This window comes from Sagittula sp. MA-2 (assembly GCF_030126985.1).
Lineage (GTDB): Bacteria > Pseudomonadota > Alphaproteobacteria > Rhodobacterales > Rhodobacteraceae > Sagittula.
Map to the genome: position 1 here is coordinate 3,268,074 of NZ_CP126145.1, position 19,440 is coordinate 3,287,513.

General features: G+C 67.6%; 18 protein-coding genes and 1 pseudogene. 7 read left to right on the plus strand and 12 right to left on the minus strand.

The window, feature by feature from the left end; all coding sequences use genetic code 11:
• Together QNI11_RS15955 and ugpB are read left to right on the plus strand one after the other, a co-directional pair.
• Complete coding sequence (locus QNI11_RS15955) at nt 1-900, plus strand: HAD-IIA family hydrolase (protein WP_254698156.1); 900 nt, start codon at nt 1-3, stop codon at nt 898-900.
• 86 nt (nt 901-986) lie between these two features.
• Nucleotides 987-2,288, plus strand: coding sequence for a sn-glycerol-3-phosphate ABC transporter substrate-binding protein UgpB (gene ugpB, locus QNI11_RS15960; protein WP_283980854.1), 1,302 nt, complete (start codon nt 987-989; stop codon nt 2,286-2,288).
• A gap of 18 nt (nt 2,289-2,306) precedes the next feature.
• On the opposite strand, the gene QNI11_RS15965 is transcribed toward ugpB, so the two are convergent.
• Nucleotides 2,307-2,669, minus strand: coding sequence for a hypothetical protein (locus QNI11_RS15965; protein WP_283980855.1), 363 nt, complete (start codon nt 2,667-2,669; stop codon nt 2,307-2,309).
• Nucleotides 2,653-2,928 (minus strand): hypothetical protein, encoded by a 276-nt coding sequence (locus QNI11_RS15970; RefSeq protein WP_283980856.1) that lies wholly within the window; start codon nt 2,926-2,928, stop codon nt 2,653-2,655. The genes QNI11_RS15965 and QNI11_RS15970 overlap by 17 nt, the downstream gene beginning before the upstream one ends.
• Before the next feature lie 66 nt (nt 2,929-2,994).
• Here QNI11_RS15970 and ugpA point away from each other — a divergent pair, with 66 nt between their 5' ends.
• From ugpA to ugpC, 3 genes are all read left to right on the plus strand, one after another.
• The gene (gene ugpA / locus QNI11_RS15975; protein WP_100929649.1) at nt 2,995-3,876 is read left to right on the plus strand and encodes a sn-glycerol-3-phosphate ABC transporter permease UgpA; all 882 of its coding nucleotides are present in this window, start codon (nt 2,995-2,997) and stop codon (nt 3,874-3,876) included.
• Between the two features lie 20 nt (nt 3,877-3,896).
• Complete coding sequence (gene ugpE / locus QNI11_RS15980) at nt 3,897-4,733, plus strand: sn-glycerol-3-phosphate ABC transporter permease UgpE (protein WP_100930994.1); 837 nt, start codon at nt 3,897-3,899, stop codon at nt 4,731-4,733.
• A gap of 121 nt (nt 4,734-4,854) precedes the next feature.
• Nucleotides 4,855-5,856, plus strand: coding sequence for a sn-glycerol-3-phosphate ABC transporter ATP-binding protein UgpC (gene ugpC, locus QNI11_RS15985; RefSeq protein WP_283980857.1), 1,002 nt, complete (start codon nt 4,855-4,857; stop codon nt 5,854-5,856).
• Nucleotides 5,857-5,866: 10 nt separating this feature from the next.
• On the opposite strand, the gene QNI11_RS15990 is transcribed toward ugpC, so the two are convergent.
• The 4 genes from QNI11_RS15990 to QNI11_RS16005 form a co-directional block, all read right to left on the minus strand.
• On the minus strand, nt 5,867-6,664 hold the full coding sequence (locus QNI11_RS15990; protein ID WP_283980858.1) for an inositol monophosphatase: 798 nt from the start codon (nt 6,662-6,664) through the stop codon (nt 5,867-5,869).
• Nucleotides 6,661-7,719, minus strand: coding sequence for an ABC transporter ATP-binding protein (locus QNI11_RS15995; RefSeq protein ID WP_283980859.1), 1,059 nt, complete (start codon nt 7,717-7,719; stop codon nt 6,661-6,663). Before QNI11_RS15995 ends, QNI11_RS15990 begins: the two co-directional genes overlap by 4 nt.
• Nucleotides 7,716-9,926 (minus strand): iron ABC transporter permease, encoded by a 2,211-nt coding sequence (locus tag QNI11_RS16000; RefSeq protein ID WP_283980860.1) that lies wholly within the window; start codon nt 9,924-9,926, stop codon nt 7,716-7,718. The genes QNI11_RS15995 and QNI11_RS16000 overlap by 4 nt, the downstream gene beginning before the upstream one ends.
• A gap of 81 nt (nt 9,927-10,007) precedes the next feature.
• Nucleotides 10,008-11,030: an ABC transporter substrate-binding protein gene (locus tag QNI11_RS16005; RefSeq protein WP_283980861.1), complete on the minus strand. Its 1,023-nt coding sequence runs from the start codon at nt 11,028-11,030 to the stop codon at nt 10,008-10,010.
• A gap of 151 nt (nt 11,031-11,181) precedes the next feature.
• Between QNI11_RS16005 and QNI11_RS16010 the strand changes: the two genes are divergently transcribed.
• Complete coding sequence (locus tag QNI11_RS16010; protein ID WP_283980862.1) at nt 11,182-12,180, plus strand: substrate-binding domain-containing protein; 999 nt, start codon at nt 11,182-11,184, stop codon at nt 12,178-12,180.
• 323 nt (nt 12,181-12,503) lie between these two features.
• Here QNI11_RS16010 and QNI11_RS16015 read toward each other — a convergent pair whose 3' ends face one another.
• A complete protein-coding gene (locus QNI11_RS16015) occupies nt 12,504-13,133 on the minus strand; it encodes a TetR/AcrR family transcriptional regulator (protein WP_283980863.1) in 630 nt (209 codons plus the stop codon).
• Nucleotides 13,134-13,204: 71 nt separating this feature from the next.
• Here QNI11_RS16015 and QNI11_RS16020 point away from each other — a divergent pair.
• Nucleotides 13,205-13,960 (plus strand): annotated as a pseudogene (locus tag QNI11_RS16020) (SDR family oxidoreductase).
• A gap of 41 nt (nt 13,961-14,001) precedes the next feature.
• Here the strand turns inward: QNI11_RS16020 and QNI11_RS16025 are convergent.
• The 5 genes from QNI11_RS16025 to QNI11_RS16045 all read right to left on the minus strand — a co-directional run bounded on the left by QNI11_RS16025 (nt 14,002) and on the right by QNI11_RS16045 (nt 19,435).
• A complete protein-coding gene (locus tag QNI11_RS16025) occupies nt 14,002-15,228 on the minus strand; it encodes an AGE family epimerase/isomerase (RefSeq protein WP_283980864.1) in 1,227 nt (408 codons plus the stop codon).
• Between the two features lie 75 nt (nt 15,229-15,303).
• Complete coding sequence (hypE, locus tag QNI11_RS16030) at nt 15,304-16,326, minus strand: hydrogenase expression/formation protein HypE (RefSeq protein WP_283980865.1); 1,023 nt, start codon at nt 16,324-16,326, stop codon at nt 15,304-15,306.
• A gap of 154 nt (nt 16,327-16,480) precedes the next feature.
• Nucleotides 16,481-17,623: a hydrogenase formation protein HypD gene (hypD, locus tag QNI11_RS16035; RefSeq protein WP_283980866.1), complete on the minus strand. Its 1,143-nt coding sequence runs from the start codon at nt 17,621-17,623 to the stop codon at nt 16,481-16,483.
• Nucleotides 17,620-17,934, minus strand: coding sequence for a HypC/HybG/HupF family hydrogenase formation chaperone (gene hypC, locus QNI11_RS16040; protein ID WP_283980867.1), 315 nt, complete (start codon nt 17,932-17,934; stop codon nt 17,620-17,622). The genes hypD and hypC overlap by 4 nt, the downstream gene beginning before the upstream one ends.
• A gap of 4 nt (nt 17,935-17,938) precedes the next feature.
• Nucleotides 17,939-19,435: a sigma-54 dependent transcriptional regulator gene (locus QNI11_RS16045; RefSeq protein ID WP_100929638.1), complete on the minus strand. Its 1,497-nt coding sequence runs from the start codon at nt 19,433-19,435 to the stop codon at nt 17,939-17,941.
• Nucleotides 19,436-19,440 lie beyond the last annotated feature (5 nt).

A 19,440-nucleotide genomic window follows, 5' to 3' on the forward strand; every position in this document is an offset into this window, starting at 1 on the left:
ATGACGCTGGAAACCGCCTTTGCCGCCTACGAGGCGGTGCGCCACCGCCTGCCGCCGCCGGTGGCAGGCCGCCCCGCACCGGAGCGTGCCCGGACGCTGGCCGACGTGGCCAGCCGCTACGACGCCTTCCTGCTCGATGCCTTCGGGGTGCTGAACATCGGCGAGACGGCCATCGAGGGCGTGGCGGAACGCATCTCGGACCTGCGGGAACTGGGCAAGCAGGTGCTGATCGTGTCGAACGCCGCCGGGTTTCCCCATGCCGCGCTGATGGAGAAGTACGCCCGGCTCGGCTACGACTTCGCACCGGAGGACGTGATCACCAGCCGCCGGACGCTCTTGGCCAACCTGAACGGTCCGGCCGGGATGCGCTGGGGGCTGATGGCAACCCCGGCGACGGGCCTGCGCGATCTGGAAGACCTCGACCTGATCTACCTCGAGGAAGACCCGGCGGCCTATGCCGATGTCGACGGCTTCCTGATGATCGGCAGTGCCGCCTGGACGGAAGCGCGGCAGGCCCTGCTGGAAGCGGCGCTTGCCGACAGGCCGCGCCGGGTGCTGGTCGGCAATCCCGACATCGTGGCGCCGCGCGAAACCGGCTTTTCGGTGGAGCCGGGGCATTTCGCGCACCGGCTGGCTGACCGGACGGGCGTCGTGCCGGAATTCTTCGGCAAACCCTTCGCCAACATCTACGAGCTTGCGATGGCGCGGCTGGACCCCATGCCGCCGCGCGACCGCATCCTGATGGTCGGCGACAGCCTGCACACCGACATCCTCGGCGCGCAGGCGGCGGGCATCCATTCGGCGCTGGTGGCGGGCTACGGCTTCTTCGCCAGCGGCGATCCCCATGCGGCCATCGCGAAGTCCGGCATCGTCCCCGACGTTATCGTGGACCGACCGTGACGGGACGTTAAACTCTCAACCAGTGCGGGCAAACCGCGCATGTTTTCGGCCATAGAAGCCGATACCAACCAACGGAGGAGAACCTCATGAAACTGACCAACACCTTACTGGCAACGGCGGCGGCCATCGCGACCGCGGCCCCGGCCATGGCCCAGACGGAGATCCAGTTCTGGCATGCCTTCACCGGCCGCCTCGGAGAGCTGGTGGCCGAACAGGTCGAGACCTTCAACGGCCAGCAGGACGACTACACCGTCGTCGCCACCCACAAGGGCAACTATTCGGAGACGCTGAACGCCGGTATTGCCGCCTTCCGCGCCGGCGAACAGCCCGACATTCTGATGGTCTTCGAGGTCGGCACCGCCACGATGATGGCCGCGCAGGGCGCCGTGAACCCGGTGTTCGAGGTCATGGGCGAAGGCTTTGACCAGTCGCAGTACATCGGCGCGGTGAAGGGCTATTACACCTCTGCCGACGGCAACATGCTGTCGCTGCCGTTCAACTCATCCACGCCGGTGCTGTGGGTGAACCGCACCATGCTGGAAGAGAGCGGCATCGACCCCGACGTCGACCTCTCGACCTGGGAGCAGGTGGGCGAGGTCCTCGACCAGCTGAAAGAGGCAGGCGTCGACTGCCCGCTGACCACCGCGTGGCAAAGCTGGATCCACCTCGAGAACCTCTCGGCCTACCACGACGTTCCGTTCGCCACGAAGGCCAACGGATTTGAGGGCACCGACACCGAGCTGGTCTTCAACTCCGAGGCGCAGGTGGCGCACATCCAGGCGATGGGCGAGTGGGCGCAGGACGGCAAGTTCGTCTACACCGGCCGCCGCAACGAGGGCGGCGCCAACTTCCGCGGCGGCGAATGCGCGCTCTTCACCGAAAGCTCGGCCGGTTACGCGGGCATCAAGGCCGAGGCCGACTTCGACTTCGGCGTGCGGCCCCTGCCCTACTGGTCCGCGCTGGTCGACGCCCCGCAGAACACCATCATCGGCGGCGCATCGCTCTGGGTCATGGCCGGTCAGTCCGAAGAGGAATACGACGGCGTGGCGGAGTTCCTGAAGTTCCTCTCCTCGCCGGAGATCCAGGCCAAGTGGCACCAGGACACCGGCTACCTGCCGATCACCCAGGCCGCCGCCGACCTGACCGCCGAGCAGGGCTTCTACGAGGAGAACCCGGGCACGGACGTGGCGGTCAAGCAAATGACCACGAACGAGCCGACGGAGAATTCCAAGGGTATCCGCCTCGGCTCCTTCGACCAGATCCGCACGATCATCGACGAGGAACTGGAGGCCGTCTGGGCCGGTGACAAGTCGGCACAGGAAGCGCTGGATTCGGCGGTCGAACGCGGCAACCCGCTGCTGCGCCGCTTCGAGCAATCCGCACGCTGAGTGCTGCCGGGAGGGGCCTTACGGGGCCTCTCCCTCCTCCCGCAAACGATTGAACATCCGGTCCAGATGATCCTGTCCGCCAAAGAATATCGCCTCGATCCGCAAGACCTCTGCGAGCTCGTCCAGCGTGAACCAGTAGACCGCGCGGTCGATGGTGACGTGGCGATAGGTGTGTCCGGCGATGGTGTGGCACGTCCCGCGATAGGGCGCGGAGGCGAGCTTTCGGGCGTTTCGCCGAACGACTGCGATGCGCTCCGACGCCAGCTTGTCGGCCGCCGCCAAATCGTGGCCGAACCGCCTGTGCTGCAGATTGACGAGACAGGTGTAAAGCGCCCTGATATCTTCGCGAGCCGTCTTCGAAATCTCAGCTCTCCAAGCCAAGGCGCGCCCGTTCCTCGTCCAGCATTTCGTCCACCATCTCGTCGAATTCGTCCAACGACACATGCGGCCCCTCGGCCCGGCGCCGCATCTCTTCAAAGAATCCGGCCTTCCACTCCTGGTATTCCTCGTCCTCGCGCCGCTTGGCTTCCAGTGCCTGCTGAATCACCGCGGAGGTCGAGGGGAAGCGGCCTTCTTCGACCTGCTTGCGGGCATAGGCGGCCTGCTGGTCGGTCAGGGAAATGGACATCTTGACGGTCATGGAAACATCCTCGCGCTTGCGCTTGCCCAAGAAGGTGCGACCTGGTCGCACCGGAGTCAATGACTGATGGAAAAACGCGTTACCTTCAAGGGCGTCTGGCTGCCTCTCCTGCTGGTCCTGCCGCAGATGGCGATCACGGCGGTCTTCTTCTTCTACCCCGCCGGGCAGGCGGTCTGGCAGTCGCTGTTCATCCCCGACCCCTTCGGCCTGTCGATGCAATGGGTGGGTCTGGGCAACTTCGAATACCTGCTGGGCGACCCGTACTACCGCGCATCCTTTGTCACGACGGCGGTGTTTTCCATCCTCGTGACGGTGGTGTCGATGGGGGTGGCGCTGTACCTCGCGGTGCTGGCCGACCGGCTGATCAAGGGGTCGGGCACCTATCGCACGCTGCTGATCTGGCCCTATGCCGTGGCCCCGGCGGTGGCGGGCGTCCTGTGGATGTTCATGTTCAACACCCGCGTCGGCGTGGTGACATGGTACCTGGGCCAGCTCGGCTATGACTGGAACCACGTGCTGAACGGGACGGAGGCGATGGGCCTTGTCGTGGTGGCCAGCGCCTGGGGGCGGATCAGCTACAACTTCCTGTTCTTCCTTGCCGGGCTGCAGGCCATTCCGCGCAGCGTGATCGAGGCGGCGGCCATCGACGGCGCGCGCTTCTGGACGCGCTTCCGCACCATCGTCTGGCCGCTGCTGAGCCCCACGACCTTCTTCCTGCTGGTGGTCAACATCATCTACGCCTTCTTCGAGACCTTCGGCGTGATCCACACCATCACCAGCGGCGGGCCGCAGCAGGCGACCACGATCCTCGTCTACAAGGTCTATGCCGACGGCTTCGTCGGGCAGGACCTCGGGTCTTCGGCGGCGCAATCCGTGATCCTCCTGGTGATCGTCGGCATCCTGACCGTCGTGCAGTTCCGGTTCATCGAGCGCAGGGTGCATTACTGATGGCTTCCGAACGCAACGGCATGGTCGAGAAACGCGGCGCGGGCCTGTGGTTGACCCACGCGGGGCTGATCCTCGGCATCCTCTTCATCTTCTTCCCGATCTGGCTGGCCTTCGTCGCCTCGACCGTCAGCCAGCCGGAAATCGCCCGTCCGCCAATGCCGCTGCTGCCGGGGGATCAGTTCTGGGAGAATTATGCCAAGGCCCTGACCTCCGGCATCAACGCGCCGGTGGCGCTGATGCTGTTCAACTCGGCCGTCATGGCCATCGGCATCGCGGTGGGAAAGATCGTCATCTCGCTCCTTTCGGCCTTTGCCATCGTCTACTTCCGCTTTCCGGGCCGGCACCTGTTTTTCTGGCTGATCTTCCTGACGCTGATGCTGCCGGTCGAGGTGCGCATCGTGCCGACCTACGAGGTCGCCGCGAACTTCGGGATGCTGAACAGCTACAGCGGGCTGATCCTGCCGCTGATCGCGTCGGCCACGGCGACGTTCCTCTTCCGGCAGTTCTTCATGACCGTCCCTGACGAGCTGGCCGAGGCCGCGCGGGTGGACGGCGCGCGGCCCATGCGGTTCTTCTGGGACATCCTGCTGCCGATGAGCCGGACGAACATCGCCGCGCTCTTTGTCATCCTCTTCATCTACGGCTGGAACCAGTACCTCTGGCCGCTGCTCATCACCACCGATCCGTCGATGAACACCATCGTCATGGGCATCAAGCAGATGTTCCCCAGCGGAGACGACATCGCCGACTGGCCGGTCATCATGGCGACCTCGATCCTCGCCATGATCCCGCCGGTACTGGTGGTGATCGGCATGCAGAAACTCTTCATCCGCGGCCTTGTGGACAGCGAGAAATGAGCCGGCTTCCCTCGAGAGAAAAGGGTGGCCCCCGACCGCGGGTGACGCCCCCGCCCATGGAGGCAGCCGGAGGCTGCACGGCGTGCCGCCGGGCGGAACAGAACAACAGGACACAAGACCAATGGCGACGCTGACCCTCGACAATGTAAAGAAATCCTTCGGCAAGACCGAGGTCATCCACGGCGTCTCGATCGACGTGTCCGAAGGCGAGTTCATCGTGATCGTCGGCCCCTCGGGCTGCGGCAAGTCCACGCTGCTGCGCATGGTGGCGGGGCTTGAGACCGTGACCTCCGGTGCGGTGCAGATCGACGGCAGGACGGTCAACGACGTGGAGCCGATGGACCGCGACATCGCCATGGTCTTCCAGAACTACGCGCTTTACCCGCACATGTCGGTCTTCGACAACATGGCCTACGGGCTGAAGATCGCGGGCACCCCGAAGGCGGAGATCGAGACCCGCGTGGCGCAGGCGGCGAAGATGCTGCAGCTTGAGCCCTACCTGAAGCGCAAGCCGCGCGAGCTGTCCGGCGGGCAGCGGCAGCGGGTCGCCATGGGCCGCGCCATCGTGCGCAAGCCTGCGGTCTTCCTGTTCGACGAGCCGCTCTCGAACCTCGACGCCAAGCTGCGCGTGCAGATGCGGCTGGAGATCAAGGCGCTGCAACGCGACCTCGGGGTCACGTCGCTTTATGTCACGCACGACCAGGTGGAGGCGATGACGCTGGCCGACCGGATGATCGTGATGAACGGTGGTGTGGCCGACCAGATCGGCGCGCCGCTTGAGGTCTACGCCAATCCCGCCACCGCCTTTGTCGCCGGGTTCATCGGCTCGCCGCCCACGAACTTCCTCGACCCCGCGCAGATCGGGCAGAGCGGCGAAGGCCAGGTCGGGATCCGCCCCGAACACATGCGCATCGCGCCCTCGGGCCGCCTGCCCGCCCATGTGGCATACGCGGAGGCGCTGGGGGCGGAGACACTCATTCACCTGCGCGGCGCTCAGGGCGACCTGCTGACAGTCCGGCAGGATGCCGCCAGCCCCATCCCGGAGGAAGGGGCTGACGTCTCGCTCGACTGGGATGCGGCGCAGGAGATGCGCTTTGACGCCAAGGGCCAGCGCATCCGCTGACCGGGCGGGGCTACCAGGCCTCCGAAGTGCCGAAGGCGCAGATCCGGGCCAATTCGTCGAAGGTGCCCGGCCCCGCGCCCATCACCGGCGCGGGTTTCGCGAAGTCCGGGCCGGTCGGGAAGGGCAGCACCCGGCCCCCGGCTTCGAGGATCAGCGCATAGGCAGCCATGCAGTCCCAGGCGGACATGCGCGGCTCGGCGTAGCCCACGAGCCGTCCCGCCGCGACCCAGGCCAGCATGAGCGCACCGGAGCCGTAGCGGGTCCAGGACGATCCGGCCTCCATCAGGTCGGCGAGCATTTGTCCCACCCGGTCGGAGGCGACGCGGTCGTTGGCCCCCACACCCAGCATCCCGGACCTCAGGTCGCCCGGCATCACCCGCATGGGCGCGCCGTTCAGCCGTGCGCCCTGCCCGCGCGCCGCGACGAAGACCTCGCCCAGCACCGGCGCGACGATCACCCCGAGAGCGGGCCCCTCGGCGTCGTGGCCGCCGATGGAGACGCACCAGCCCGGCAGGCCGTTGAGATAGGGCGCCGTGCCGTCGATCGGATCGATGACCCAGGTGAAGCCCGAGGTGCCCTCCGACAGGCCGTGTTCCTCGCCCAGTTGCGCGTCGTCGGGGAAGGCCGCCGTCAGCGCGTCGCGGATCAGCGTCTCGACGTTGCGGTCCGCCTCCGACACGAGGTCGGTGACGTGACGCTTGCGTTCGATCACCAGCGCCTCGCGCCGCAGGAAATAGTCCAGCGCAAGCGCGCCTGCATCGCTGGCCACGCGTTCGGCCACCGCCAGCCGTTCGGTCAGGGTGCTCATGCTGCACCCGGGATCAGGGCCAGACCGCGCGGGCGCAGGTCCAGGATCACGGGCGCGCCCACGGGCAGCGGCGTGTCGCTTTCGTCGTCGACCACGAAGATCCGCCCCAAAGCGCCGTCGATCTCGTATTCGACATGGTCGCCCAGGTAGGCCGAGGAGGCCACCGTGCCCGGCACACCCTCGCCGCCCGACCGGACCCGCGCCGCGTTCGACCGCATGGCCAGCCGCGCCGGGCCTTCGCCCAGACCGCGCGCCGGCAGCGCGATCACCGCGCCGCCCACGTCCACCTGCGCCTCGTCCCCCGCGACCGACAGCACGCGGCCCTCGACCACGTTCGCCTCGCCGATGAAATCCGCGATGAACTCCGACGCGGGTGCTTCGTACAGCTCGCGCGGGGAGCCCATCTGCGCCACGAGGCCCTCCTTCATCACCACAATCCGGTCGGAGACGGCCAGCGCCTCTTCCTGGTCGTGGGTCACGTAGACCGCCGTGAAGCCCAGCCGCTGCTGCAACTCGCGGATTTCCGTCCGCACGCGGCGGCGCAGGCGGGCGTCGAGGTTGGACAGCGGCTCGTCCAGCAAAAGCACCTGCGGTTCCAGCACCAGCGCGCGCGCCACGGCCACCCGTTGCTGCTGGCCGCCGGACAGTTCGGCGGGCAACCGGGCGCCCAGCCCTTCGAGCCCCACCAGCGCCAGCGCGTCAGCGGCGCGTTCCCGCGCCTCGGGTGCCTTCATGCCGCCGGATTCCAGCCCGTAGGCCACGTTCTGCGCCACCGTCATGTGCGGGAACAGCGCGTAGCTCTGGAACACCATGGACACGTCGCGCCGGTCCGCCGGCAGGCGCGTCACGTCCTGCCCGCCGATCAGGATCTGCCCGGCGGTCGGGCTTTCCAGCCCCGCCAGCATCCTGAGCGTCGTCGTCTTGCCGCAGCCCGAGGGGCCAAGCAGCGTCACCAGTTCCCCCGGCTCGATCGACAACGACAGGTCGGGGATCGCCGTGAACTGGCCGAACTTCTTGGATACGTTGCGGAATTCAACCGCGCCTCTGGTCTTCATGCGTTGGCTTCCCGTGTTGCGGCCTCGGCCTTCAAGGACTGTTTCATTTCCCGCCGCCCGATCCGCCGCTCTCCAACCAGAAGCTGGAACCCACCGATCACGGTGATCATCACGAGGATCAGGACAGAGGAATAGGCGATGGCGATGCCGTATTCGCCGTTCTCGACAAGGCCCACGATATAGGCCGTCGCCATGTTGTACTTCGCGCTGACAAGGAAGATCACCGCCGAGATCGAGGTGATCGCCCGCACGAAGCTGTAGACCAGCGCGGCGAGGATCGCGGGCCGCATCAGTGGCAGGATGACCTTGCGCATGGTCCGCCCCGATCCGGCCCCCAGCGTCAGCGACGCCTCGTCGAGCGAGCCGTCGAGCTGCGCCATGGCCGCCACGCCGCCACGCACGCCGACCGGCATGTTGCGGAAGACGAAGCAGGCGATGAGGATCGCGGCGGTGCCGGTCATCTGAAGCGGCGGCAGGTTGAAGGCCATGATGTAGCTGATGCCGATGACCGTGCCGGGGATGGCAAAGCTCATCATCAGCGCGAACTCGAAGACCGACCGTCCCGGGAACCGCTGCCGCACGATCAGCCATGCGGTCAGCAGGCCCACTGCGGCGGTCAGTGGCGCGGCGATCAGCGCGATCTCCATCGTCGTCCAGAAGCTGTTCCATGCGACGCCGGTCCAGGCGATCCCGTCCGAAAGCGACACGCCGAAGGCGCGGATGTAGTGTTCCAGCGTCAGCGAATGGTCGAGGCCCCAGGTCTTCACGAAGCCGCCGAAGAGGATCATCGCGTAGACGGTGATGGTGAACAGCGCCCATGCCACCGCGATGGTCACCACCGGCCAGGCGACACGGCGCGGCAGCAGCGCGTGGCGCCCGCCGTCGCCCTTGCCGGTCACGGTCGCGTAGTTCCGTCCCGAGAGCCAGAACCGCTGCGCCAGGAAGGCCGAGAGCGTGAACACCAAGAGGACGGAGGCCAGCACGGCGGCCCTTGCCGGATCGTTCTGCGCGCCGACCACGGCAAAGAAGATCTCGGTCGACAGCACGCCGCCCGAGCCGCCCAGCACCAGCGGGTTGCCGAAGTCGGCCATCGACTCGATGAACCCGATCAGGAAGGCATTCGCCAGCCCCGGTGCCATGAGCGGCAGGGACACCTTGCGGAAGGTGCGCCAGCGGTCCGAGCGGAGCGTCTGCGACGCCTCCTCCATCGAGGGCGAGATGCCCTCGACCACGCCGATCAGCACGAGGAAGGAGATGGGGGTGAAGGACAGCATCTGCGCGATCCAGATGCCGGTCAGGCCGTAAAGCCAGCGGCCCAGTTCCCAGCCCGTCGCCAGCTCGATCCATTGCGTCAGCGTGCCCTGGCGGCCCAGCAGCATGGTCAGCGCGAGGCCCACCACGAAGGGCGGCGTGATGATCGGCAGCACGGTCAGCAGGCGCAGGGATTTCTTGAACCGGAAGCCGGTGCGCGTCGCGACCAGCGCGAACACGAGACCCAGCAGCGTCGTCCCTGTCGCCGTGCAGACGGCAAGGAAGAAGGTTCGCCAGGCCACGCCGCAGTTGCCGCCCCAGAGGCAGGCCAGCGACCAGATCTTCGGGTCGAAGATGTTGTTCTGCACGCCCTCGGTGGTGAACGATCCGTCGAAGTCCTGGAACGCGCCGGTGAACATCGACACCAGCGGATAGAAGACGAAGACACCAACCAGGAGCACCAGAAGCGTGATCGCGCCGAGGACGAAGGCGTCGCCCTTCAGCGCGCCGCGCTCCGCGGCACCGAAGGCCACGAAGAGCGCAAAGACGCAGCCAAGGACGACCGCCCCGGCGCCGAAGGCCTGCTGGCCCGCGACCTCTCCGAACGTGGTTTCCAGAAGGCCCCAGTTCCAGCCGCGCAGGCCCACGGACAGGCCTTCGACCAGCAGCCAGACCAGTCCGGCCACGCCGATGCCGGCCAGCGCCCTGCCCCGCACACCCGGCGCCTGCCCGAGCCGCAGCCACACCGCCAGCGCAAAGAGCGCCAGCACCGGCCAGAGCTGCCAGCGCCCGTCGATGGCCTGGAACAGGCCGGGCCAGAGCTTGTCCGACCCGGCGATGTCGCCGAGCCATTCAAAGCCGAAGAACCCCTGGCGCACGCGGTACCAGGGCAGGGCGACGAGCGCGATCAGCCCCGCCGCAAGGATCAGGTCGAGCCTGCGGTTGTCTCTGTTCATCTCGATGTCCGGAAGCGTCAGGAGAGGGGTCAGGGGATGCGCGCGCCATGGCCCGCGCATCCCCGGTCCGCAAGGGACGGCTTATTGCAGCGGCAGGCTGCCGATCTCCTGATCCCAGCGGGACAGCAGTTCCTTGCGCCGTTCCGCGCTGCCGAATTCGGCAAAGTCGTAGTCGATCAGCTTGATCTTCGACAGGTCGGGCGCTTCCTTCGGCGGCGTGGCCGAGGCGTTCGACGGGATCTGGAAGGACCCGGCCTCCGGCATCATGTTCTGCACCTCCGCTGTCAGCACCCAGTCGTAGAAAACCTTGGCGGAGTCCTCGTTCTGCGCGCCCTCGATCAGCGACATGGAGCCGATCTCGTAGCCCGTGCCCTCGCAGGGGGAGCCGACCTCGACCGGGAAGCCCTCGACCGCCTGTGCGACGGCGTCATGCTGGAACACGATGCCAAGGCCCGTTTCGCCGCGCGCTGCGGCCTTCACCGGGGCGGAGCCGGACTTCGTGTACTGCGAGACGTTGGCGTGCATCTTCTTGAGGAACTCGAACGCCTCGTCCTCGCCCATGATCTGCACCAGCGTCGCGAGCGTGGTGTAGGCCGTGCCGGAGGAGTTCGGGTCGGCGATCTGGATCTCGCCCTTCAGCGCGGGGCCGAGCAGGTCGGACCAGCACTCCGGCGCCTTGATGCCCTTCTCGGCGAAGATGTCCTTGTTGTAGCCCCAGCCGAGCGCGCCGGAATAGACGCCCACGGTGTGATACTCCGAGGTTTCCGCCTGGCCCTGCGCCCAGTCCTGCAGCTCTTCCAGCATGGGCGACTTGTATTCCGCGGTCAGCCCGTCGTGGGCGGCCTGCAGGTGCGGGTCGCCGGTGCCGCCCCACCACAGGTCGGTCTGCGGGTTGCGGCCCTCGGCCCGGACCTTGGCATAGGCCTCGCCCGAGGACAGGCGCACCATGTTCACGTCGATGTCGGAATGGCTGGCCTCGAACTCGCTCACCAGCTTTTCGCAGATCACCACGTCGGCCGAGCAGATCAGGTTCAGCTCTGCGGCCATCGCGCCCGCGGGCAGGAAAGCCGCGCCCCCAATCAGGGCGTATTTCAAAGTCTTCATATCATCCTCCCTAGTTCCCGGCGGTTACCGGGCCGGGTGCTTTGCACACCTGTGCATCAGGTTGTCGGCCGAATCGCCAGTTGTCAAGAAACCTTCACAAAACTATGGTTGCTTGACCGGGGCTCGGGGGCTGCACAGGATTGCAATGAACATGACGAAACGACAGGTCAGCGCCCGGGACGTGGCCGAGCTTGCCGGTGTTTCCCGCACCGCCGTGTCGCGCGCGTTCACGCCCGGCGCCTCGGTAGCCAAGGAGACCCGCGCCCGGATCGAGGCGGCGGCAGAGCAGCTTGGCTACCAGGTCAACCACCTGGCGCGGGGGCTGATCACCTCCAACACCGGACTGGTCGCGCTGATCGCCGCCGAGATGAACACCCCCTACCGTTCTGCCCTGCTGGCCGCGCTGACCGAACAGCTTCAGGCGGCGGGCAAGGTGGGCCTGCTGATCAACACCGACCGGTCCGACGACAGCGTCGCGCAGGCGCTGCGGCAGGCCATCGCCTATCGCACCGACGCCGCCATCGTGCTGTCGGGGATGCCCGACATGTCGCTGGCCGAGACCTGCCGCCGCAACGGCATGAAACTCGTGCTCATCAACCGCGACGAGGAGCGGCCCGGTTCGCTGATGATCCGGCTGGAGGATGCCAATGCCGGACGGCAGGCCTTTGCGGCGCTGGCGGCGGCGGGTTGCCGCCGGATCGCGCTCGCCAATTCCTGCGCCGGGACCGCCAGCCTCGAAGACCGCGCCGCGGGTTTCCGTCAGGCCGCGGCAGCGGCAGGCGTCGCGATCACGGAGGCGGCGGTCGGCCCCACCTCCTACCAGACGGGCCTCGACCTCGGGACACGGCTGCTCACGCAGGGCGAACGGCCCGACGGCATCTTCTGCACCACCGACCTGATCGCCTGCGGGGTCATGGACGCCGCGCGCACGCGCTTCCGGCTGGAAGTGCCGAAGGACGTCTCCGTCATCGGGTTCGACGACATCGAGCAGGCGGGATGGGAATCCTACAGCCTGACTACCTTCCGCCAGCCGATCCGCGACATCGCCCGCGCGGCGCTTGGCGCCCTCGACAGCACGCCCGGCGACGGCACGCCCACCAGCGTCACGCTGCCGGTCAACATGATCTGGCGCAGCTCGATCCGGCGCTGACCGCCCGCCGCCACTGGAGCTGGTTCATGGCCCTGTTCGAAGTGCGCCAAGGGGAACGCCAGAGCACGATAACCATCTGAAATATAGTTCATTTCAGACTCCGCTCTCCGAAATCTCCATCCGCGGGCACGCCTTGGTTTCCGCCCGCATGCCTGCTTGGGCTTGCTCGCAATCGGGGCTTCCGAAGGCAGGGAGCATGACCTACCCGACCGAACGGTTCGTGGAAGCCGTCGAGGCGCAGCTAATGGTTATGTCATCCGGGACGACGACTTGCCCGGTTTCGGTCTTCGCGCTTCGCCGAATACTTCAGTCTTCCGAGGCCGCTATTCCTGCGCCGCGATGATATAGGCGCGGCAGGCGCGCGGCAGTTCCTGACGCAGGCGGGACAGATTCTCCGGCGAGGCCGCAGCATCGAGGACCATGCGCACCGACCCGCCAATCATCACCGCCAGCACGAAGGCCACCGCATCGCGGTCGGCGAAACGAGCGTCGGGCGCCGTCGCCAGCAGGCTCGAGAATTCCCCGGCCATCTGCCTGAGTACACGCCCCATGCTGGCCTGCAGGTCGAATTCGGCGGCAATGCCATACAGCGTCTGGAACGCTTCGGAGTCGGAGGTCTTGGCATTGAGCCAGGCGAGGGCAAGCCCTTCGGCTATCGCGTCCGCGTCCTGCCCGCGCAACTGCTCGGCGGCGGCCAGCATGAAATCGGTAACGGTTGCAAGCTGCTTTTCGACCAAGGCAAACAGCAGCGCCTGCTTGTGGGGATAATATTGATACATCGTGCCGATGGAAACGCCGGCACGTTCTGCAACGCGCGCTGTCGTCAGCCGCGCGACACCTTCGGAAATCAAAACCTGAATAGTGGCCGTGTGGATGGCGTCCAGGGTCGCGGCTGAACGCGCCTGTTGCGGTGCTTTTCTGGGCTTGAGGCGCGACAGGTTCGGACGATTCATAATGCGATTACCAAAGCTGAGGGAACCCTCATATATTACACACAGACACCATCGACACCAAGGATAATCAGATGCCCACAGCCCTCATCACCGGCTGCTCGACCGGCTTCGGTCGCGAGACCGCCCTGCATTTCATTGAAAAGGGCTGGACCGTCTTCGCCACCATGCGCAATCCCGCCGCCAACACGATGCCTGCATCGGAGCGCCTCCATGTTGTGCCGCTCGACGTGACGGACGCAAATTCCATTGCCGACGCGATTGCGCAGGCCGGACAGATCGACGTCCTCGTCAACAACGCCGGCATCGGCTGGTTCAATGCCCTCGAAGACACGTCGCTCGATACGGCACGCGAGGTGTTTGACACCAACCTCTTCGGAACGATTGCGATGATGCAGGCGGTGCTCCCGGCCATGCGCTAACGCCGGTCCGGCACCATCGTCAACGTGGCGTCCAGCACGATCTACGCGCCACTTCCGTTGCTTGCGGTTTATCGGGCAAGCAAGGCCGCTGTCGTCGCAATGACGGAGTCTGCCGCCGGTGAGCTGACCCAGTTCGATATCAGGGCAAGGGTCGTGGTTCCCGGCCTCGCGCCCGCAACAAATTTTGCGGCCAATATCCAGGAACGCGTCGCCAAGGGCGGCTGGTTCCCTCCGGCCTATACCGATTTCGCGCAGAAATCGCTTGCCGCCCTGCAGGCCCATCCCCCGGAAGAGACGACCAGCGCGTCCGAAGTTGCCGAGGCGATTTTCCGTTCCGCGACCGAGGCGGACTGCCCCACTGTCCTGCCAGCAGGCCCGGACGCGGTGGCAGGGGCGGCAAGACAGTAGACGGGTCCATCTCCGGCGGGGCTGCAGCGCTGGCCCCGCGACTACAGCGTGCCGAGCCCCTCGACCTGCCGTGACAGCCCCGTTGCCAGCGGGTAAAGCTCCGCCTGCAGCGCGTGGTAGATGTCCGGCTTGCCGGTGAACTGGCGGCCCTCCGGCGCGCCGTCGTCGTCAAGCTCCGGATACCAGCCGCCCCGGTCGTGATCGACAAAGCGTGCGTCGGCAAACCGCCAGAGCCTGCGATACCAGGTCTCGTCGCCGTCGCGGTCCTCCAACTTCAGCAGGCTCGCCAGCGCGCCGATGCCCTCGGTCACGGGCCACCAGTAGCGGTCGCCGATGTCCACCTCGCCGCCCGGTTTCAGCGTGTAGGCGAGGCCGCCGTCGACCCGCCAGGCGTCGGTCAGTGCGGTCTCCGCCAGGCGCCGGGCACGCTCCGGCGCATCGCCCCCGGGCCGCCCCGCCAGGTCCCAGTGTTGGAGGAGCAGCCGCGCCAGTTCCAGCGAATGCCCGGGCGTGGTGCCCGCCGGGCGGAACATCGGGTCGCCCGCATAGTCGGGATCGACCTGCCAGTCTTCGGTGTAATGCTCCGGCACCCGCCAGCCGTTGGCGCGCGGCATCCGGTCGGTGAAGACCTCCAGCACCCGGCCCGCCCGCTCCAGCCAGTGCGCATCGCCCGTGACCTCGTAGGCCGCGAGCATCGCCTCGACCGAATGCATGTTGGCGTTCATCCCGCGATAGGTGGAGATCGGCTGCCAGTCGCGCGCGAACTCCTCCCGGTGCAGGCCCGCCGCCTCGTCCCAGTAGTGCCGGTCCAGCACCTCCGCAACATCGGCCATCAGCCGGTCGGCATCCGGGTGCCCGGCGAGCTTCGCGCTCGACGCCGCCAGCAGGACGAAGACATGGCCATAGGCCAGTTTCCGACCGTCATGGACACCGGTCTCATCGACCGACCACAGGTAGCCGCCGTGCTGCGCATCGCGGTGCCGGGTCAAAAGGAAGGCCATCCCCGCATCGATCATCCGGTCCGCGCCGGGGTGGCCGATGGCCCGGGCCAGCACGTAGGAATGCACCATGCGCGTCGTGTAGTGCAGCTCCTGCCCGGCGCGCGGCATGGGTGTGCCGTCATGGTCCAGCACGTCGAACCCGCCGTCGCCCCGCAACGTGCCGTCGAAGAACCGCAACTGGCGCCGCGCATTCTCCACAAGATACTCGCGGTGCACCGGGTCCTGCAGCCAGCGCCCAGCGCCCGCCGGATCGGAAATCTGTGACATCTCGGAAAGTCCCCCAGCCCTCGGCGGTGATGCTCTCCGACAGGTATGGCAAGCGACGGCCCGCGCGACAATCCCTCAGCAGATGCGCGGCAACTGCTCGCCCACCAGCATGTCGACGATCCGGCTGCCGCCGAATAGCGTGCGCATGGTGACCCGGCCCGGCGGCCCGTCCAGCGCGCGGCCCACCTGCACGGCGCCCCGCCCCTCCGGCAAGGCCCGCATCGCGGCCAGCGCCGCCTGCGCCTCGTCCTCCGGCACGAAGATCACCAGCGTCCCCTCGTTGGCAAGGTACAGAGGGTCGAGCCCGAGGATCTCGCACATCCCCTTCACCTCGTCCCTGAGGGGCAGCGCCTCCTCCTCGATCTCCACTGCCACACCCGCCGCCCCGGCGATCTCGTTCAGCGCCGAGGCCAGGCCGCCCCGCGTCGCATCCCGGCAGGCCCGCGCGTTGGGCGCCGCCGCCAGCACCGCCTCCATCAGGTGCCCCAGCCCCTGGCAGTCCGAGACGATGTCGGTCGACAGCGCCATGTCGCCCCGCGCCGCAAGTATCGCCGCACCATGGTCGCCCAGCACCCCGTTCACCAGCACCGCGTCGCCGGGGCGCACATGCTCGGCTGCAAGGTCGCGGCCCGGCGGGATCACCCCCACGCCCGAGGTCGTGACAAACACCTTGTCCGCCGACCCGCGCCCCACGACCTTCGTGTCGCCGGTGACGATGCGCACCCCGGCCTTCTCCGCCTCGTGCTGCATCGAGGCCACGATCCGCCGCAACAGCGCCACCTCGCAGCCTTCCTCGATGATGAAGGCCGCCGACAGCCAGAGCGGCCGCGCGCCGCCCACAGCAAGGTCGTTCACCGTGCCGCAGACCGCGATCTTGCCGATGTCGCCGCCGGGAAACTCCACCGGATCGACGACGAAGCTGTCGGTGGTGAAGGCCAGCCGCGCCCCCGGCGCACACAGCGCCTCCGACACCAGCCGCGCCTGATCCTCCATGCCCGGCGGCTGGAAGACGGCGGTGAACACCTCCTCGATCAGGTCGCGCATCGCCTTGCCGCCGCCGCCATGCGCCAGCGTCACCCGCGTGTCTCTCAAAGCCATGTCCTGCCTTCCCTGTCCCCGCCCGCATCCGGGCGCGCCCGCGGGGGCCAGAACCGCCCCCGTCCCTTCATCTTGGTCCAAATACCTCGGAGGGGGTCCGGGGGAGGCAGCGCCTCCCCCGGCGGATCGCCGGGCGCCAGCCCGGCGAAACCCCTCATTCCGCCGGTTCCGCCGCCCGGGCGCCGCCGTACTGGTAGTAGGCCGCGCAGGCCCCTTCCGAACTCACCATCAGCGCCCCCAGCGGCATCTCCGGGGTGCAGCCCGTGCCGAACTGCGGGCAGGCGACCGGTTTCATCCGGCCGGTCATCACCGCGCCGCACATGCAGCCCTCCGGTTCCGCCACGTTGCGCGCGCCGGTGGCATAGCCGATCCCGAACTTCTCCTCCGCGTCCCAGGCCCGGTAGGCCGCACGGATGCGCAGGCCCGAGGCGTCGATCTCGCCCAGTCCCCGCCATTCGAAGGACGGGCGTTCCTCGTAGACATCGGCGATCGCGGCAAGCGAGACCGGGTTGCCGTGCTCCGGCACGACGCGGGCGTACTGGTTCTCGATCTCGGCGCGGCCTTCGGCGATCTGCTCCAGCACCATCAGCACCGACTGCAGCAGGTCCAGCGGCTCGAACCCCGCGACCACCAGCGGCTTGCCATACTCCTCCGCGATGAAATCGTAGGGGTGGATGCCGATCACCATGGACACGTGCCCGGGCCCGACGAAGCCGTCCAGCACCATGTGCGGGTCGTCCAGCAGCGCGCGGATCGGGTGTGGCACGGTGATGTGGTTGCAGAAGACCGAGAAGTTCGTCAGCCCCTCGCGCGCCGCCGCCTGGATCGACAGGGCGGTGGAGGGCGTCGTCGTCTCGAAGCCCAGGCCGAAGAACACCACCTCGCGGTCGGGGTTGCGCCGGGCGATCTCCAGCGCGTCGAGCGGCGAATAGACCATCCGGATGTCCGCGCCGTCCGCCTTCGCCTGGATCAGCGACTTCCGCGTGCCCGGCACCCGCATCGCGTCGCCGAAGGTGGTGAAGATCACCTCGGGGCGCTCCGCGATCTCGATGCATTCGTCGACGCGGCTCATCGGCAGCACGCAGACCGGGCAGCCCGGCCCGTGGATGAACTCCAGCCCCGGCGGCACCAGCTTGTCGAGCCCGTAGCGAAAAATCGCATGGGTGTGCCCGCCGCAGATCTCCATGATGTGCACCGGCTTCTCCGCCGTGGCGCCGATCCGGTCGAGCGCCGCGCCGATGCGCGCGATCAGCGCCTTCGCGGGTTTCGGGTCGCGGAATTCCTGGACGTGTTTCATGCGCTTTCCTCCACGGTGTCCCGCGCCGGACCGGCCAGCGCCGCGTCGCCCGCCGCCATCGCCTCCAGCGTCTCCTGCGCCTCGCCCAGACCGCGCAGCGCCTCGAGCGTCTTGGCGGCCTCCTCCTCGTCGATCAGCGACATGGCAAAGCCCACGTGGATCAGCGCCCACTGGCCCACCAGCTCCTCCAGCGGGCCGGTCGCCACGCAGGCCACGTTGACCTCGCGCCGGACGCCCGAGACGGAGGCCAGCGCCATCATGCGCGCCTCGTCCGTCACTTCGATGATCTGTCCCGGGATCCCCAGACACATGGCCTTACTCCTCCTCGTCGTCCGGCATCCCGGCCTTGCGCGGCTCTTCGATGCCATAGCGTTCGATCTTGGCCCTGAGGCCCACGCGGCTCAGCCCCAGCTCGGAGGCCGCCCGCGACTTGTTCCACCTGAGCCGGGTCAGCGTCTCGCGCAGGATGCGCATCTCGATCTGCTCCACCCGTTCCTTCAGCGATCCGGTGTCGGCCAGCACCGCGTCGACGCCCGGCTCGCGCCCTGCCTCCGACGGTGCGGCCTGCAGGATGTGGCGGGAGATCAGCTCCGGCCCCAGCACCGCGTCCTGCGCGAAGATCAACATGCGCAAGACCTCGTTCTCCAGCTCGCGCAGGTTGCCCGGCCAGTGATAGCGCTTCAGGAAATCGACGGCGTCCTCGCAAAGCCCGTGCACGATCTTGCCATGGCGCGAGGCCGCCTCGAACAGCATCTCCTGCGCCAGAAGCGGCAGGTCCGAAAGCCGCGCCCGCAGCGGCGGGACCTGCAGCGTGGTCTGCGCCAGCGCATAGAACAGGTCGGCGCGGAAGTTGCCCGCCTCGACCTCCGCCCTGAGGTCGCGGCTGCTGCCGGCGATCAGCCGCGCGCCGCTGCGCAGCGTCTCGTGCCCGCCGACGGGGCGGAACACGCCCTCCGTGGCCACCTGCTGCAATTGGAGCTGCATGCGCGGCGACAGGCTTTCGATCCCGTTCAGGAACAGCGTGCCCCGGTCGGCCTTCTGCAAAAGACCCACGCCGTTGGTCTGCAGGTTGGGCACCGCCCCGCGCTTGTGGCCGAAAAGCTCGATCTCGAGGATGCGGTCGTCCACGCCCACCACGTTGACCTCGTGGAAAGCCCGGTCCGACCGGAGGGAGCCGTAGTGGATCGCGCGGGCCATCTCGGCCTTGCCGGTGCCTTCCTCGCCCACGATCATCACCGAGACGTCGAAGGACGCGAACTGCCGGGCCTGCGCCACCACCGGGTTCATCGGCGAATTGGCCGAGCGCAGGATCTTCTCGAACCCCAGCCCCTCGCGCAGCGCGCGGCGCTTCTCCGCCAGCTTGTGCTCGACCGAGCGGGTCAGGAACCGCATCTCCAGCGACATGCGCTCGTGGTCGCGGTTCAGGCGGAAGAGGTCGGCGGCATTCTTCGCCATCATGATGAGCTGGTCGGGATGCCAGGGCTTGGTGATCAGCTGGTAGATGCCCGCGTCGTTGATCGCCGCGATCATGTCCTGCGTCTCGGCGTAGCCGGTGATGATGATGCGCACCGTCTCGGGCCAGCGGTCGCGCACGGCCGACAGGAAATCCACCCCGGACCTGCCCGGCATCCGCTGGTCGCAGATCACCACCTGGACGAAGTTGTCCTCCATCAGCGCCTCGGCCTCGTCGGCGTTCAGCGCGCAAAGGCAGTCGAAGTCGTCCTCCAGCGCCATCCGCATGGCGTTGAGCGCGTGCTCCTCGTCGTCGACCAGCAGGATCGTGGGCAGGGTCAGGGTGGATGCGTCGGCCATGGCGT

Bases quoted from the DNA above. Each gene is read 5' to 3' on its own strand.
- QNI11_RS15970 (WP_283980856.1), bottom strand. From the start codon at position 2,928: ATGACCGTCAAGATGTCCATTTCCCTGACCGACCAGCAGGCCGCCTAT.
- ugpB (WP_283980854.1), top strand. From the start codon at position 987: ATGAAACTGACCAACACCTTACTGGCAACGGCGGCGGCCATCGCGACC.
- hypE (WP_283980865.1), bottom strand. From the start codon at position 16,326: ATGGCTTTGAGAGACACGCGGGTGACGCTGGCGCATGGCGGCGGCGGC.
- QNI11_RS15995 (WP_283980859.1), bottom strand. From the start codon at position 7,719: ATGAAGACCAGAGGCGCGGTTGAATTCCGCAACGTATCCAAGAAGTTC.
- QNI11_RS16005 (WP_283980861.1), bottom strand. From the start codon at position 11,030: ATGAAGACTTTGAAATACGCCCTGATTGGGGGCGCGGCTTTCCTGCCC.
- ugpA (WP_100929649.1), top strand. From the start codon at position 2,995: ATGGAAAAACGCGTTACCTTCAAGGGCGTCTGGCTGCCTCTCCTGCTG.
- QNI11_RS15955 (WP_254698156.1), top strand. From the start codon at position 1: ATGACGCTGGAAACCGCCTTTGCCGCCTACGAGGCGGTGCGCCACCGC.
- QNI11_RS16000 (WP_283980860.1), bottom strand. From the start codon at position 9,926: ATGAACAGAGACAACCGCAGGCTCGACCTGATCCTTGCGGCGGGGCTG.
- hypD (WP_283980866.1), bottom strand. From the start codon at position 17,623: ATGAAACACGTCCAGGAATTCCGCGACCCGAAACCCGCGAAGGCGCTG.
- ugpC (WP_283980857.1), top strand. From the start codon at position 4,855: ATGGCGACGCTGACCCTCGACAATGTAAAGAAATCCTTCGGCAAGACC.
- QNI11_RS15990 (WP_283980858.1), bottom strand. From the start codon at position 6,664: ATGAGCACCCTGACCGAACGGCTGGCGGTGGCCGAACGCGTGGCCAGC.
- hypC (WP_283980867.1), bottom strand. From the start codon at position 17,934: ATGTGTCTGGGGATCCCGGGACAGATCATCGAAGTGACGGACGAGGCG.
- QNI11_RS16015 (WP_283980863.1), bottom strand. From the start codon at position 13,133: ATGAATCGTCCGAACCTGTCGCGCCTCAAGCCCAGAAAAGCACCGCAA.
- QNI11_RS16025 (WP_283980864.1), bottom strand. From the start codon at position 15,228: ATGTCACAGATTTCCGATCCGGCGGGCGCTGGGCGCTGGCTGCAGGAC.
- QNI11_RS16010 (WP_283980862.1), top strand. From the start codon at position 11,182: ATGACGAAACGACAGGTCAGCGCCCGGGACGTGGCCGAGCTTGCCGGT.
- QNI11_RS16045 (WP_100929638.1), bottom strand. From the start codon at position 19,435: ATGGCCGACGCATCCACCCTGACCCTGCCCACGATCCTGCTGGTCGAC.
- ugpE (WP_100930994.1), top strand. From the start codon at position 3,897: ATGGTCGAGAAACGCGGCGCGGGCCTGTGGTTGACCCACGCGGGGCTG.